A 13899-nucleotide genomic window follows, 5' to 3' on the forward strand; every position below is an offset into this window, starting at 1 on the left:
AACTCGAATGTAGGTACGCACGAAAGCTTCCGACAGGGAGAAGCGGTTACTCCCAGAACGTCAGCAGTCTTCTGTCAGGATGCGCTCACCAGCGGATGTGCGCTCTTTCGCCTGCTCGGCTCCGCCGCCGACCGTGGAGCCTGCTGTGAGTGTGGTCCGAGTCGCGCGGGGGACCCGAATGGCGACGGCCGACAGGGTCACGATCGCGCAGGCGAGTGCCCCGACCAGGAACGCAGCGGTATAGACGATCTCGCGGGGAACGGATGTGCCCGCAATCGTGTAGGTGGCCAGCATCGTCGTCAGGACTGCGCTCGCGATGGATGTCCCGACCGTTCGGACGATGGAGTTGACGCTGTTCGCGACTCCGGTATCCGCGGGTGAGACCTCGGCCATCAGCAGGTTCGGGATCGAGGCGAATGCCAACGACACGAAGACGTTGACGATCGACGACGCGAGAATCACCTGCCACGTCGTGTCGTGGAACAGCGCGAACTGGACGAATCCGACGATGCCGACCCCGCCGCCGCCGATCAGAACCGGCCGCGGGCCGAACCGTCGAATGAGCCCACCGCTCAACGTTGCTGCGACGACGCCCACCGCGGCACCGGGGAGCAGGTAGACGACGCTGGCGGACAACACGTCGGCGCCGAAACCGTAACCGGCGACCTCGCGCGGTGTCTGCACGAAGTACGAGCACGCGAGGAAGTTGACGAACATGCCGATGCCGACGAAGAGCGTCGCGACGCTCGTTGCGAGCAGTGGGCCGTGGGTCAGCATGCGCGGCGCGACGAGTGGTGCCGTGATCCGGTTCTCGTAGACCCACCAGCACGCGAGGACGACGATGCCGCCGACCGCGCAGAGAACCGTCGGGATCGATCCCCAACCCCATGACCGCCCCTGCGTCAGTGCGAGGAAGAGGAGTACCAGTGCGGCCGCGAGGAGAGTCGCACCCCACCAGTCGACCGTGCCGGTCCCGGTACGGGCGCGGGTGGGAACACTGAACCAGACGAGGGCGATCGCGACGGCGACGAAGGCGACGGTGAGCCAGAACACACGGTGATAGTCGGCGCCGTCGGCCGTGAGGACTCCGGTGAGCACCAGGCCGAACCCGCCGCCCGCGCCGAGAGTGCCGGACAGAATCGCCATCGATCCGACGAGGCGCCGCGGCGGCATCTCGTCGCGCAGCAGTGCCAGCGAGATCGGGAACAACGCGTAGGACAGACCCTGGAGGACGCGTCCGGCGAGAAGAAGTGGCAGGGATTCGGTGACGGCGGCCAGGAGCGATCCGAGCAACACGAGGACCAGGACGGCGATGAGGACTGGTCGCTTGCCGTGCAGGTCGGCGAGGCGACCGATGACGGGGGTCGCGACGACGGCGGCCAGGAGGTTGGCCGTCAGGACCCAGCCGGCCGCTGTCGTGCTGACGCCGAGCTGTGTACCGATCGTGCCGATGATGGGAACCACCATCGTCTGTAGGACGGCCAGGGTCATGACGACGAAACAGAGGCCGGGCAGTAGCAGGCGTCCAGGGTGGGTCTCGTCGAAGCGAGCCTGGGTAGGCATGGAGAAAGAACCTCGTTACTTGTTCACAAGAGAAAACGGAAACAAAAAATTTGATGTGTGCATCTAAGTAACTATCAGGTTTGTGCCCGCCGGGAAAGACGAGCGGTGTTCTACGGAGTGCGCGAGCCGCGAGCGCGCTGACGAAGCTCGGACACGATCTCGTCGTTCCAGATGTGTTCGCGGACCAATCTGTACCGCTCGCGGCTCATCCACATGTACGCCTCGGCGTCGGTCCGGCCCTCCAGAATGTCGGCGGCCCGGACCATCCTGACGACGGGCAGGAACTCCTCACCGAACCACCGGCGCGCGACGGTCGCCCGGTCCACGAATTCGCCCAACTCCTGCATCAGCCGAAAACCCCACGCTTCGACCGACTCGCTCAGCTCGGCGTAATCGAACGGATCGGTCACGGTGACGGCCTCACGTGCCTTCCCGACGAGGGGGACCCGGGACAGAAAGATGCGACGGTGATCCTTGATCAGCAGGTCGCCACGTCGAGTGATTCCTTCGGGGGAGATGCGAGTGACGATCTCCGTGACGAGCGCGTCGATCGTGGTGCGGTGCATCGCGAACGCGATCGACACACGATGATGACCGTCGAGCACGAAATGCATCGAACCGATGCGGTACACCTGTATCGGCGGCATCGCCTCGCCCCGCCGCTGCGCCGCAGCAAGGCGCTGCCACCGCTCCCTGATCCGAGCCGACGTCGGTCGGAAGAACCGGTCGAAGTCTCGAGTGCGATCGACACTGCCGACGATGGAATCGACACGAATGACTTGCACACCCAGTTGGCGTTCACCGACCTTGCCGAGCGCAGCGACCACCTCGTCGAAAGGCAGGATCGTGTTGATGTCGTCGGGTTGGCGACGCAGCCAGCCGACGAGACGCGCCACATCGGCACGCCGACGCTGACGGGTGAAGTCGTTCTCGGCGTCGGCTGCGGGGAATCCTGTGTCACGTGCCATGGCGTCGCCTCACGATGGTCGGTGCTGTGATCTCCCGAGCCCCTCCACCGGGTTCTATGTCCAGCAAGGTGTAGCCGACGGTGTTCACGACGGCTGTGCCGTGCAGTCGAAGATCCGGAGGTGACTGCCCGTGCGGATGAATGTGCCCGTGCAACAGAAGCTGCGGGCGAAGAGATTGCACCGTGTCGTGCAGGCACTCGAATCCGATGTGCGCTGGATCGGTGTCGTCTCCGACGCCGAACGGTGGACTGTGCGTCAGCAGTACATCGACGCCGCGGTCGTCGCCCCGGACCTTCTCTGCCCACGTCTTGGTCCGTGTCAACGTCCGTGCGCGACGCCTCTGCTGGCGCTGGGTCCACTGGTTGGGTCCGCCGTTGTAGCGAATGGACCCGCCGAGACCTGCGATGCGAAGCCCAGCTGCGGTCACGATCCGACGATCCGCGTTGACTGCGCCGACCGGGCCCGGCCAGGTGCTCGGCAGTCCCGCCCGCATCCATCCGGCGCGTCCTGCCGAGTAACCCGTCAGGTCGGCGTCGTGGTTTCCCGGCACGAACACGCACGGTGCGTTCAGGGCGTCGGTCAGATACTCCAGGTAGTCGAACGGGAGGTCGCCCGCGCCGAGAACGAGGTCGACGTCCAGTGAACGCACCTGAGAACTCCACAGGCTTTCGATCGTTTCGTCGGAGACGGCAAGGACAGAGACCACGCGGACGACGCTACCGGGCAGCGGTGGTGTTGGATGGACTTCGTGAGCGACAGTGTCATAGCTCGGGTACGCAGTCATCTGCTTGCCGCGATCGGAGACGAGAAGCCGACGCCGTTCTCGGTGACGTTCCTCGGTCTCGAATCGTTGGACGTGTTGACGTTCTTCCCGCGACGCGACGAGTTCGCCCGGTTCGTGACGCTCGGTTGTTCGAGGTATCCGATGTCGGATCCGAGTGAGATGATCGCCGACTCCACCCGCGGTCCTCGCGCCGAGCTTGTCCTCGTCACCAGAGTGTTCGACGGTATCGACAAGGATTTCCTGCGGAACCTGGCCAAGCTTGCCGCGACGCCGTCCGTCGAGGGTGTCGTGCTGCGTGAGGATCTTCTGCTGGATCTCGGTGAACCATTGTGGGCGGGTGCGCCGTTCACGGCGGTACTGCTCGGGCGCAGCGACATCGATGATCTCGAGTTGCCCGAGCCCGCCGACCCGGTCCAATTCTTCGACGTCGTGCCGATCACGGGCACCGAGGCCGCGTGGGTTCGCCTGCGCGGTGCCGAGGCTCTGCGCGAGGCGTGGACGGAAGCGGGAATCGACGTCCGTGACCCGAGCCGATCGGCCGTGACGCTCTAGAGCCAGTCGTTCTTTCGGAACGTCGCGAACAAACCCACGCAGGCCACGGCCACCACGGCGACCACCATGTAGTAGCCGTACTTCCAGTGCAGCTCAGGAATGTTGTCGAAGTTCATCCCGTAGATTCCGGCCACCATCGTCGGCAGGGCTGCGATGGCCACCCATGCCGAGATCTTGCGCATGTCCATGTTCTGCTGCATCGTCACCCGCGCCAGCGCGGCGTCGACGAGCGAGCTCAGCACCTCGTCGAACTCCGCTACCCGTTCCGCGACCAGAGTGTGGTGGTCCTGCACGTCGCGCAGATAGCGTCGCACCGCCTTGGGGACGGGGTTCTCCGAACTTTGTGCCAGCTGATTCAGCGGCGTCGACAGCGGCGTGACCGATCGTCGAAGTTCCACGACCTCACGCTTGAGCAGATAGATGTTCTCGATCGGCACGTGATGGTGAGGCGAGAAGACCTCTTCCTCCATGGCGTCGACATCTCGCTCGATCGAGCCGGTGACCTCGAGATATTCGTCGACGACGTGGTCGGCGACGGCGTGCAGAACGGCCGACGGCCCGAGGGCAAGCTGCTCGGGATTCTTCTCGAGCGTTCGCCTTACTCCGGAAAGTCCCGAATGCTCGCCGTGGCGCACGGTGATGACGAAATCCCGTCCGAGGAACACCATGATCTCGCCGCTCTCGACGATCTCGTTGGCGGTGGTCACCGACTCGTGCTCGACATAGCTGATGGTGCGTAGGACGAGGAACAGAACGTCGTCGTAGCGCTCCAACTTGGGACGCTGATGCGCGTGCACAGCGTCCTCGACCATCAGTTCGTGGAGGCCGTAGCACTCCGCGACTCCGTCCATCTGACCCTCGTCCGGGGCATGCAGACCGAGCCAGACGAAGCCTTCCCCTCGCTTGCGCACCTCCGCTATCGCAGCAGAATGCGTGTACTTGCCGGGCAGCCGATGCCCGTCGACGTAGACCGCGCAATCGACGATCGCGCGAGCGGTGGGTACGGGAACTTTCGGTCCGGCGGCCTGTCCACGATTGGACGGCCGCAGGGAGTGGAGCGACGGAAGCGACGGCCTCGGAGGTAGAGACGGCATGGCGCGAATCGTACGCCTGCGATACCAACACCCGATGCGCCTGAGACACTGGCTGTCGTGCGCATCGACCTCCACACCCACTCGTCGGTCTCCGACGGCACCGACACCCCGGCTGAGCTGGTCCGTGCCGCTCGTACCGCAGGACTCGACGTCGTCGCGCTGACCGACCACGACACCACAGCGGGGTGGGACGAGGCCCTCGATGCAGCCCCGGACGGGCTGACCGTCGTTCGCGGAATGGAGATGTCGTGCGTCGGCCGCGGGGAGGACGGAAAGCCCGTCCCGGTCCACCTCCTGGCCTATCTGTTCGATCCGAACGACACGAGCTTCGCCGACGAACTCGCCCGTCTCCGCCGGGAACGAGAGGCCAGAATCAGGCTGATGGCCGAGCGTCTCGCCGCGGACATCCCGGGCATCGTGCCCGACGACATCATCGCCGCCACCGGCGAATCGGCAGGCAGGCCTCACCTCGCGCGAGCACTCGTCGAACTCGGTGCTGTCGACAGCGTTCAACACGCGTTCGACGGCTACCTGTCGACGACCAGTCCGTACTACGTCGACAAAGTGGACACACCGATCCAACGGGCTGTGGAGATGATCGCGGCGGCGGGAGGCGTCAGCGTCGTTGCACACGCACGCGCCCGTAAACGCGGACGGATTCTCGACCCGGACCACATCCGAGAACTCGTCGCGCACGGTCTCGACGGTGTCGAAGTCTTCCACGCCGACCACGACGAGCCGGACACCCGCTTCATGCGCGAACTCGCCGACGAACTCGGTCTCATCGCAACCGGATCGTCGGACTACCACGGCGCGAACAAGCCACTGAAGCTCGGAGAACACACCACCGACCCGCGCCAGTACGAGCGGATCCTCCGCGCCGCGACAGGGTCGACGGTCCCGTCGTGAGCTTCGACACGACCCTCTACCTCACCGTCCTGATCACCCTGTTCGTGATCATGGACCCGCCCGGTGCCATCCCGGTGTTCCTCTCCCTCGTCGGGCGCAAGAGCAAGGAAGCACGCAACCGCGCCGCATGGCAAGCACCGGCGGTATCGCTCACCGTCATCACCGTGTTCGCGATCGGCGGGCAGGCGATCCTCAACTACCTGCACATCGGCATCCCCGCACTGCAAGGCGCAGGAGGACTGCTTCTGCTCATCATCGCGCTGTCCCTGCTCACCGGACGCGGAGCCGGAGGTGGCGCCGAAGCCGAGGACGTCAACGTCGCGCTGGTACCACTCGGAACACCACTCATGGCCGGGCCAGGAGCAATAGCCGCAGTGATCGTCAACGTCAGTCAAGCCGAAGGACACGTCGGATCCCTGCTCGCGGTCGCGCTCGCAATCGTGACCATCCACCTCGTGTTCTTCCTCGTCCTCCGATTCTCGACCGTCCTCATCCGCATCCTCGGCGAGGGCGGCATCACATTGCTCGCTCGAATCGCAGGTCTACTGCTGGCCGCAATCGCGGTCCAGCTCATTGCGGACTCCGTCCGCGGATTCATCACAGGAGGCTGACGGTTTGCTACGAGGATTGAGTGGGGCCGTCACCGCGGGCCTCGTCGTACTGGCCGTCGTCGTCGCCGGCGCACAGTATCTCGGCAGCCAACGGGGATTCCCCGGCCCAGGAACAGTATCCGTCGCCGCGCACATCGCCGCAGCCATCGGCGCCATCGTGATCCAACACTTCGCCGATCACCGACGGCGTGCAGTCTCCGTCATCGGATCACTACTGGTCTTCCTCGTCGCCGGCATCCTGTTGTGGACACAGTGGTGGGGCTGACGCAGGCTCACTCCGCAGGCTCCGCTCGCGGGTGGGGCTGACGCAGGCTCACTCCGCAGGCTCCGCTCGCGGGTGGGGCTGACGCGGGCTCACTCCGCAGGCTCCGTCCGCCCTGGACCGCAGTCGACGGTTGGGATGTTTGCGCATCACGCCGTCCCGGTGGCAGACTGACCGACCAGTGCAGCCTGCGGTGCCACAGCGCCCGGCTCTTGTCTGCGACGGCGTCACCCGCCTCACGCCATCTTCGTGATTTCCCGACGCTTTTACGCGTCTTTACGTGACTGGGGCAACTAACGTGACTGCTGTGACCGAATCCATCGACAACGCCATCGACCCGACTGCCATCACCGACGAGGACATTTTCCTCGGCCACGTCGGTGGCAAACTCTCGGTCGAGTTGACTGCGCCGTTGGAAACGCAGCGGGACCTGTCCATCGCCTACACGCCCGGTGTTGCACAGGTCAGCCGTGCAATCGCGTCCGACGCATCGCTTGCGAAGCAGTACACGTGGACCGATCGTCTCGTTGCCGTCATCACCGACGGATCGGCCGTTCTCGGACTGGGCGACATCGGACCGCGCGCGTCGCTACCGGTGATGGAGGGTAAAGCGGCTCTGTTCAAGAGGTTCGCCGGCCTCAACTCGATCCCGATCGTGCTCGATACGAACGACGTCGACGAGATCGTCGACACCATCGTCCGGCTCCGCCACAGTTTCGGTGCGGTCAATCTCGAGGACATCTCCGCGCCCCGCTGCTTCGAGATCGAGAAGCGTGTCATCGAGGCTCTGGACTGCCCGGTGATGCACGACGATCAGCACGGCACCGCCATCGTGGCGCTCGCAGCGCTCAACGGCGCCGCGAAGTTCCAGGACCGAAGCACCTCCGAACTGAAGATCGTCATCTCCGGAGCGGGCGCCGCCGGTGTCGCATGTGCCAACATCTTTCTCGCAGCGGGTATCCCGGATGTCGTGGTGCTGGATTCCAAGGGCATCGTCTCCGCCGACCGGAGTGACCTGAATGCCGTCAAGGTCGATCTCGCCGCACGGACCAATCCTCGTGGGCTGTCGGGTGGTGCAGGGGATGCACTCGTCGGCGCGGACGTGTTCCTCGGGGTCTCCGCGGGCAAGATCGACGAAAGCTACATTGCGTCGATGGCGCCGCACTCCATCGTCTTCGCACTGTCCAACCCCGACCCGGAGATCCACCCGGAACGGGCTGCGCTGTATGCGTCGATCGTCGCGACCGGACGCAGTGACTTTCCCAATCAGATCAACAATGTGCTCGCCTTCCCCGGCGTGTTCAGAGGCGCACTCGACGCCGGAGCACGACGGATCACCGAAGGCATGAAACTCGCCGCCGCCGAGGCAATCCTCTCGGTACTCGGCGACGAGCTGGCTGCGGACAAAATCGTGCCCAGCCCGCTCGACCCTCGCGTCGCCCCGGCCGTTGCGGACGCAGTTGCGGCAGCAGCGCGAGCCGAGGGTGTCGCGTAGGACAGGGAAACGAAGCGCCCCGAACCTCGCCTCACCTGGCTGTGGTTCGGGGCGCTTTCCCGTTTTCGCCCGGTTCGCGCCCGGTTCGCGCCCGGCTCTCGGAGCGAAAGTGGCGTCTGGTCAGTCTGACTGACTGAAGGGCTCGTTCGCTCCGGAAACCGGACTGTGGGCGTGGGTGGTCCTGGAACGGAATGTGGCCGTTGGTCGAGCTAGTGCGGGTTCGGTGTCCGACGCAACCGGCCGGTGCCGGGCATGGACGCGTACACCGCGAGAGCCAGAAGCCCATCGATCACCAGTGCGAGCACGGCGACCAGAATGGCGCCGACGAGAACGCGGTCGTAGCTGTAGAGCGCGAGACCGTCGAAGATGTAGCGACCGAGTCCGCCGAGGTTGACGTAGGCTGCGACGGTCGCGGTTGCGATGACCTGCAGGGTGGTGTTGCGAAGACCGCCGAGAATCAAGGGCATCGCGTTGGGGATCTCGACGCGGAACAACACTTGCAGTTCGGTCATGCCCATTGCGCGTGCCGCATCGACGACGTCCGCGTTCACGTTCGCCACTCCGGCATACGTTCCGGCGAGCATCGGCGGAATGCCCAGCAGGACAAGCGCGATGATCGGTGGAACGAGTCCGAGACCGATCAACAGGACGAGGAACACCAGCACGCCGAGCGTTGGAAGCGAGCGAAGTGCGTTGACCAGTCCGACGATCAGTACCTCGCCGCGGCGCAGATGTCCGATCAGCAGTCCGACGGGTACTGCGATCGCCGAGGAGACGACCACGGCGATGAAGCTGTACCAGATGTGTTCGAGGATCCGTGCGCCGATTCCGGTGCTGCCCTCCCAGTTCGCCGGGTCGGTCATGTACGCGAAGGCGTCGGTGAAGATGTTCATGCCCGTGCTCGCTTCTTGCCTGCCGACGTTCCGATACGGGTCCACGGCGTCAGTCGACGCCCCAGCAGATACAGCGCAGCGTCGAAGATCAGCGCCAGGAACACGATGGAGATGATCCCTGCGACGATCTGATCCGGGTAGTCACGTTGGTATCCCTGGGTGAACAACTGGCCGAGACCGCCGATACCGATGACCGAACCGACGGAGACGAGCGAGATGTTGGTGACGGCGACAACCCGGATACCTGCCACGAGCACCGGAAGTGCCAGTGGCAGTTCCACTCCGACAGCCCGGCGCAGTGAGGTGTAGCCCATCGCCTGTGCGGAGTCGACGACGGCGAACGGCACCGAGTCCAGCGCTTCGGGGACCACCCTGATCAGGAGCGCGGTGGAGTACACGGCGAGAGCGATGACGACGTTGATCTCGTCGAGAATCCTGGTGCCGAGGATGGCTGGGATGGTCACGAACAAGGCGAGCGACGGGATGGTGAACGCGATACTGGCCACCGTCAACGTGATTCGGCGGATCCACGAGACGTTGCGAACCAGAGTGCCGACGGGCACCGCGATTGCGAGTCCGATGAGCAGGGGGACCAGCGACAGGTACAGATGAGTCTTGGTGAGGTCGAGAACGACGTCGAAGTTGTCGACGAGCCAACGCATCAGCGTGACCCGAAGTGATGTTCGTTGCGCGCCTCGTCCTCGGCGCGGCGTTGTGACGCCAGATGCTCGAGAATTTCCGAGCCGTCGAGACTGCCGACGACCGCCCCCGACTCGTCCACAGCGACACCGATTCCGGACGGAGACGAGATGGCTGCATCCAGCGCCTGCCGGAGGTCACCTCCGACGGTGAACAGTGACCCACCGGCCGCGGTGCTCTCTTGAACGCTGCGCCCGGCGCGGATGCCCTCGACACCGGTGACGTCGATCCAACCCAGCGGCGCACGATCGGCTGTGACGACGAGGACCCACTGGCCCTGTTCCAGACGAAGACCGTCGAGCTTCTCGACCGTCGATGTGTCGATGTCGTGCACCGGGACGGCCTCGGCGCTTCGGAAGGAGAGCCCGCGGTAGCCGCGGTCCCTGCCGACGAAGGAGGCGACGAAATCTGTTGCCGGCGAGGAGAGTACGACCTCCGGCCGGTCGTACTGCTGGAGCCTGCCTCCCGTCCCGAAGACGGCGATACGGTCCCCGAGTCGTACGGCCTCGTCGATGTCGTGAGTGACGAACACGATGGTCTTCTTCAACTCGGCCTGCAGCCGGAGCATCTCGGTCTGCAGGTCTTCGCGAACGACCGGATCGACGGCGCTGAACGGCTCGTCCATCAGCAAGATCGGTGGGTCCGCAGCCAGTGCGCGGGCGACACCGACCCTCTGCTGCTGCCCGCCGGACAGCTGAGCCGGATAGCGGTCGGCGAACGCTGGATCGAGTCCCACACGTTCGAGGACGCCCAGTGCGGCCGTTCGTGCAGCGCGGCGCGACGTGCCCCGCAACACCGGGACCGTCGCGACGTTGTCTACGACGGTCCGGTGGGGGAGCAGGCCCGCACTCTGGATGACGTATCCGATTCCGCGCCGCAGTTTCACCGCGTCGGTCTCGGCAATGTTCTTACCGTTCACCGTGATCACCCCGGATGTCGGGGTGATCATGCGGTTGATCATCCGCATCGACGTCGTCTTGCCGCAGCCCGACGGCCCGACGAACACCGTGAACGATTCCGCTTCGATGTTCAGATTCAGCGAGTCGACCGCGGTGGTGCCGCCGGGAGTAGAGCCTGCGGACCGACCCCCGACTTCCGGGTACTGCTTGGTGACGTTCTCGAATGTGATCACGGGCGGCTCTCTCTAGGAGACCGGAGTATCCAGTCCCTGTGCGGTGACCCACTGCTGTGCGGCAGCAGCAGGCTCTGTCTTCGATTCACCGGATACGGACTGGTTGAGCGCCAGCAGTTCCTCGGTGGTCAGCTTGTCCGAGATGGCGTTCAGCACCGACGTCAGCTTGTCCGACGTCTTGCCTGCGTTGATGACGGGAATGACGTTCTGCGCGGCGAAGTTGAACTCCGGATCCTCGAGGACGACGAGGTTGTTCTCGGCGATCGACGCGGATGTGGAGAAGATGTCGGCGGCCGTGACCTCGCCGGAGGTCAGCGCGCGGACCGTGGCCGGGCCACCACCGTCGGACAGCGGCACGAAGTTGGCCGGATCGATGTTCACGCCGTAGTTCTCGCTCAGCCCGGGGAGGCCGTAGGTGCGCTCGGCGAACTCGGGAGGTGCACCCAACTTGATCTCGCCGGAGTAGGGGGCGAGGTCCGCGATGGACGTCAGGTTCCACCGGTCGGCGGTCTCCCTCGTCACGACGATGGAATCCTTGTCCTCCGCCGACGCCGGATCTGCGACGACGAGGTCCGAGCCCAACGCATCAGGGAGCGCAGCTTCCACGTCGTCCGCCGACGTGGCCGTGGCCTCGGGATCGAGGTACTGCAGCAAGTTACCGGTGTAGTCCGGGATCACGTCGATGGAGCCGTCCTTCAGCGCCGGAATGTACGCCTCACGGCTGCCGATGTTCAGGGTCGTGCTGACGTCGAAGCCGTTGACCTTCAGCACTTCGGCGTAGATGTTGGCGATGATCTCCGACTCGGTGAAGTTCGCCGATCCGACCACGATGGAATTGGGGTCGGTGTTGGTGTCACCTCCGCCCGAGGACAACGGATCGGAGTCCTCGCCGCCGCATGCTGTGAGAGCGAGGGCTGCTACCGACAGGGCCGCGACAGCGCGCGCGGTTCGGGTGATCTTCACAAGGAGTCCTTCCATCGTGTCCAGCTGTCGTGTTCAGCCTGATCCGGGGCTGTCGGAGCGAGCAGGATAGTGCTTCGAGCGAGTCTAGCCATAAGGTTGTACGGAGTATTTCTCTCGCAGGGCTCTGTGCCCAGCGTGCGAAAGGTTAAACCAGACCACCGACAACTATTCCTCGAACGGAGTCCTCTCTCGTGCGTGCGTTCGGTAAACGCCTGCTCGTTCCCCTCGTCCTGGCGTCGTTGGTCACCGGGTGCAGCGATACGGACGAGTCGGCGAACTCGTCGTCGGTGGTGGTCGGTAGGGGAGACGACACGACGAGTGAACTGCTGGCCGAGATCTACGCGGGAGCAATACGGTCCGCCGGGGTCACCGTGTCGGTGACGGACGGTCTCGGTGAGCGCGACGACTATCTCGCCGCACTCGACGCCGGGGATGTCTCGCTCGTTCCGGATTTCACGGGCGAGCTTCTGCGTACGTTCGATTCGACGTCCATGTCGACGGATGCCGAGGATGTCTACGTCGACCTGAACAGGTCGTTGCCGGAAGGATTGTCGGTGGGCGATTACGCGCTTGCGGAGGACCGCATCGCCGTCGCGGTAGCGCCCGACGGGCCGCTTGCCGAACTGACGACAGTCTCGGAATTCGTGGACAATCGCGGTAGGGCGACGTGGGGTGTCGTCGGCGATCCGCCCGACCCGGACCCGATGGAGGTCGCCATGCGCCTGGTTCCGAGCGGAACAGGATCCGGGTTCGAGGACATCGCCGTCTACGTCGACGCCGACGCTGCGACAGCAGCACTCGAGTCCGGCGAGATCGGAGCGTTGGTGTTCAGAACGGCATCGTTCGGCCCCGCGGCGGCGAATCTGCTGACCCTCGAGGACGAACAGCCGGCGTTCAGCGCGGAGAACGTCGTGCCGTTGATGCGCACGGGGACGTTGAACGACGCCGCGACAGCGACGTTGAGCGTCGTTGCGGGCGAACTGACCACAGCGGACCTCGCCGATATGATCGGCGAGGTCCGCAGTGGGGGAGAATCAGGCGATGTCGCTGCTCGTTGGCTCGGCGAGCGCAACCTCTGACGATCGCAGACGTGCCCCGAGGAACGCACCGAGGTGGTGAGTCGCCTCGGCTGCTTCGCGCAGTATCGAAGTCTGCAGATGCGCGACGTGCCACAGCTTCTCGTACTCGACGTACTCGACCTCGTTGCCCTGTGTCAGCAGCCGATCGTGGAAATCCACGATCTGCGAGTAGAGCACCTCGGCCTTGCCGACGTGCATGACGATGGGCGGAAGGCCGGACAGGTCTCCGTGCAACGGCGCAAATCCCTGATCGAGGGGATCCCCGTCGCCCAGGTACGCTTCCGCGGCCGCGAAGGACCACGCGGTGTTGACGACGATGTCCCGGGGGAACGGCGCGTCGCGAGCACCCGGATCCACCCACGGCGAGATGAGACCCAGCGCAGCCGGCTTCACACCGTCGTCGACGAGATGCCGAGCCGTCGCGACGGTCAGTCCGCCACCCGCGGAATCGCCGGCGATGGCGATCTTGTCCGGTGTGTATCCGTGTGCTTTGACGAGTTCACGGAACGCCGCGACGGCGTCGTTCAGGCCAGCAGGATACGGGTTCTCGGGCGCCAGGCGGTAGTCGAGAACGTAGACGGCACTGGCTGATTCGCGGGCCAGGTGTGCAGCGAGCGAACGATGCGTCGAGATGGATCCGATCGTGTACGCGCCGCCGTGCAGATACAGAATCGCAGTATCCCGCTCGGTTGCACCGACGGTGATCCGCTCGGCGGGTCGGCCTGCAAGCGTCGTCTTCAGGCTGACGGCGCCGTCGGGCATCGTCTGAAGCGGAGAAGCCAGATCCAGGATCCGCCGCTGCACCGACACCGGCAACCTGGCGTCGAGGGCCACGCGGTAGAACGGTTTCAGCGCGGCGGCGACCAGAGGAAGCGGCAGGTAGAAGGACTTCATC

The 13899-nt window shown here is 64.9% G+C and carries 15 protein-coding genes; 6 read left to right on the forward strand and 9 right to left on the reverse strand.

Translation table 11 applies throughout. The features are described from left to right. Nucleotides 1-60 precede the first annotated feature (60 nt). From ACFULT_RS18900 to ACFULT_RS18910, 3 genes are all read right to left on the reverse strand, one after another. Nucleotides 61-1563 carry an MFS transporter gene (locus ACFULT_RS18900; protein ID WP_378482133.1) on the reverse strand — a complete coding sequence of 501 codons (1503 nt, stop codon included), beginning with the start codon at nucleotides 1561-1563 and terminating at the stop codon, nucleotides 61-63. 110 nt (nucleotides 1564-1673) lie between these two features. Further along, nucleotides 1674-2531: a chromosome partitioning protein ParB gene (locus ACFULT_RS18905; protein WP_378482134.1), complete on the reverse strand. Its 858-nt coding sequence runs from the start codon at nucleotides 2529-2531 to the stop codon at nucleotides 1674-1676. After that, nucleotides 2521-3237, reverse strand: a complete 717-nt coding sequence (locus tag ACFULT_RS18910; RefSeq protein ID WP_037106043.1) for a metallophosphoesterase — start codon at nucleotides 3235-3237, stop codon at nucleotides 2521-2523. The genes ACFULT_RS18905 and ACFULT_RS18910 overlap by 11 nt, the downstream gene beginning before the upstream one ends. A gap of 33 nt (nucleotides 3238-3270) precedes the next feature. On the opposite strand from ACFULT_RS18910, the gene ACFULT_RS18915 reads away from it, so the two are divergent. Beyond that, the gene (locus ACFULT_RS18915) at nucleotides 3271-3867 is read left to right on the forward strand and encodes a suppressor of fused domain protein (RefSeq protein ID WP_378482135.1); all 597 of its coding nucleotides are present in this window, start codon (nucleotides 3271-3273) and stop codon (nucleotides 3865-3867) included. On the opposite strand, the gene ACFULT_RS18920 is transcribed toward ACFULT_RS18915, so the two are convergent. Then, nucleotides 3864-4961, reverse strand: a complete 1098-nt coding sequence (locus tag ACFULT_RS18920) for a magnesium and cobalt transport protein CorA (RefSeq protein WP_176460037.1) — start codon at nucleotides 4959-4961, stop codon at nucleotides 3864-3866. The genes ACFULT_RS18915 and ACFULT_RS18920 overlap by 4 nt on opposite strands. Nucleotides 4962-5018: 57 nt before the next feature. On the opposite strand from ACFULT_RS18920, the gene ACFULT_RS18925 reads away from it, so the two are divergent. From ACFULT_RS18925 to ACFULT_RS18940, 4 genes are all read left to right on the forward strand, one after another. Beyond that, nucleotides 5019-5870 carry a PHP domain-containing protein gene (locus tag ACFULT_RS18925; protein ID WP_378482136.1) on the forward strand — a complete coding sequence of 284 codons (852 nt, stop codon included), beginning with the start codon at nucleotides 5019-5021 and terminating at the stop codon, nucleotides 5868-5870. Continuing rightward, nucleotides 5867-6481 carry a MarC family protein gene (locus ACFULT_RS18930; protein ID WP_019665362.1) on the forward strand — a complete coding sequence of 205 codons (615 nt, stop codon included), beginning with the start codon at nucleotides 5867-5869 and terminating at the stop codon, nucleotides 6479-6481. Before ACFULT_RS18925 ends, ACFULT_RS18930 begins: the two co-directional genes overlap by 4 nt. Before the next feature lie 16 nt (nucleotides 6482-6497). Beyond that, entirely contained in the window at nucleotides 6498-6746 is a 249-nt protein-coding gene (locus ACFULT_RS18935) for a hypothetical protein (protein WP_378482137.1), read from the forward strand. Between the two features lie 295 nt (nucleotides 6747-7041). Continuing rightward, entirely contained in the window at nucleotides 7042-8238 is a 1197-nt protein-coding gene (locus tag ACFULT_RS18940) for an NADP-dependent malic enzyme (protein WP_378482138.1), read from the forward strand. Between the two features lie 209 nt (nucleotides 8239-8447). Here the strand turns inward: ACFULT_RS18940 and ACFULT_RS18945 are convergent, their stop codons facing one another. From ACFULT_RS18945 to ACFULT_RS18960, 4 genes are read right to left on the reverse strand one after another with little or no spacing between them, the layout of a single operon-like run. Then, a complete protein-coding gene (locus tag ACFULT_RS18945; protein ID WP_378482139.1) occupies nucleotides 8448-9131 on the reverse strand; it encodes an ABC transporter permease in 684 nt (227 codons plus the stop codon). Then, the gene (locus ACFULT_RS18950; RefSeq protein ID WP_037106058.1) at nucleotides 9128-9793 is read right to left on the reverse strand and encodes an ABC transporter permease; all 666 of its coding nucleotides are present in this window, start codon (nucleotides 9791-9793) and stop codon (nucleotides 9128-9130) included. Before ACFULT_RS18950 ends, ACFULT_RS18945 begins: the two co-directional genes overlap by 4 nt. Beyond that, nucleotides 9793-10962 carry an ABC transporter ATP-binding protein gene (locus ACFULT_RS18955; RefSeq protein WP_094720915.1) on the reverse strand — a complete coding sequence of 390 codons (1170 nt, stop codon included), beginning with the start codon at nucleotides 10960-10962 and terminating at the stop codon, nucleotides 9793-9795. Before ACFULT_RS18955 ends, ACFULT_RS18950 begins: the two co-directional genes overlap by 1 nt. Nucleotides 10963-10974: 12 nt before the next feature. Then, nucleotides 10975-11925 (reverse strand): ABC transporter substrate-binding protein, encoded by a 951-nt coding sequence (locus ACFULT_RS18960; RefSeq protein WP_037106368.1) that lies wholly within the window; start codon nucleotides 11923-11925, stop codon nucleotides 10975-10977. Between the two features lie 191 nt (nucleotides 11926-12116). Here ACFULT_RS18960 and ACFULT_RS18965 point away from each other — a divergent pair, with 191 nt between their 5' ends. Then, nucleotides 12117-13004 carry a glycine betaine ABC transporter substrate-binding protein gene (locus tag ACFULT_RS18965; RefSeq protein WP_378482140.1) on the forward strand — a complete coding sequence of 296 codons (888 nt, stop codon included), beginning with the start codon at nucleotides 12117-12119 and terminating at the stop codon, nucleotides 13002-13004. Here ACFULT_RS18965 and ACFULT_RS18970 read toward each other — a convergent pair. Next, on the reverse strand, nucleotides 12960-13898 hold the full coding sequence (locus tag ACFULT_RS18970) for an alpha/beta hydrolase (protein ID WP_037106068.1): 939 nt from the start codon (nucleotides 13896-13898) through the stop codon (nucleotides 12960-12962). The genes ACFULT_RS18965 and ACFULT_RS18970 overlap by 45 nt on opposite strands. Nucleotide 13899 lies beyond the last annotated feature (1 nt).

Origin of the sequence: Rhodococcus sp. NPDC057297 (genome assembly GCF_042667435.1) — a bacterium.
Taxonomy (GTDB): domain Bacteria; phylum Actinomycetota; class Actinomycetes; order Mycobacteriales; family Mycobacteriaceae; genus Rhodococcoides.

What these genes read in the sequence shown, in the direction of transcription:
- ACFULT_RS18920 (WP_176460037.1), bottom strand. Translation starts at nt 4,961, where the DNA reads ATGCCGTCTCTACCTCCGAGGCCGTCGCTTCCGTCGCTCCACTCCCTG.
- ACFULT_RS18950 (WP_037106058.1), bottom strand. Translation starts at nt 9,793, where the DNA reads ATGCGTTGGCTCGTCGACAACTTCGACGTCGTTCTCGACCTCACCAAG.
- ACFULT_RS18915 (WP_378482135.1), top strand. Translation starts at nt 3,271, where the DNA reads ATGGACTTCGTGAGCGACAGTGTCATAGCTCGGGTACGCAGTCATCTG.
- ACFULT_RS18945 (WP_378482139.1), bottom strand. Translation starts at nt 9,131, where the DNA reads ATGAACATCTTCACCGACGCCTTCGCGTACATGACCGACCCGGCGAAC.
- ACFULT_RS18970 (WP_037106068.1), bottom strand. Translation starts at nt 13,898, where the DNA reads ATGAAGTCCTTCTACCTGCCGCTTCCTCTGGTCGCCGCCGCGCTGAAA.
- ACFULT_RS18905 (WP_378482134.1), bottom strand. Translation starts at nt 2,531, where the DNA reads ATGGCACGTGACACAGGATTCCCCGCAGCCGACGCCGAGAACGACTTC.
- ACFULT_RS18900 (WP_378482133.1), bottom strand. Translation starts at nt 1,563, where the DNA reads ATGCCTACCCAGGCTCGCTTCGACGAGACCCACCCTGGACGCCTGCTA.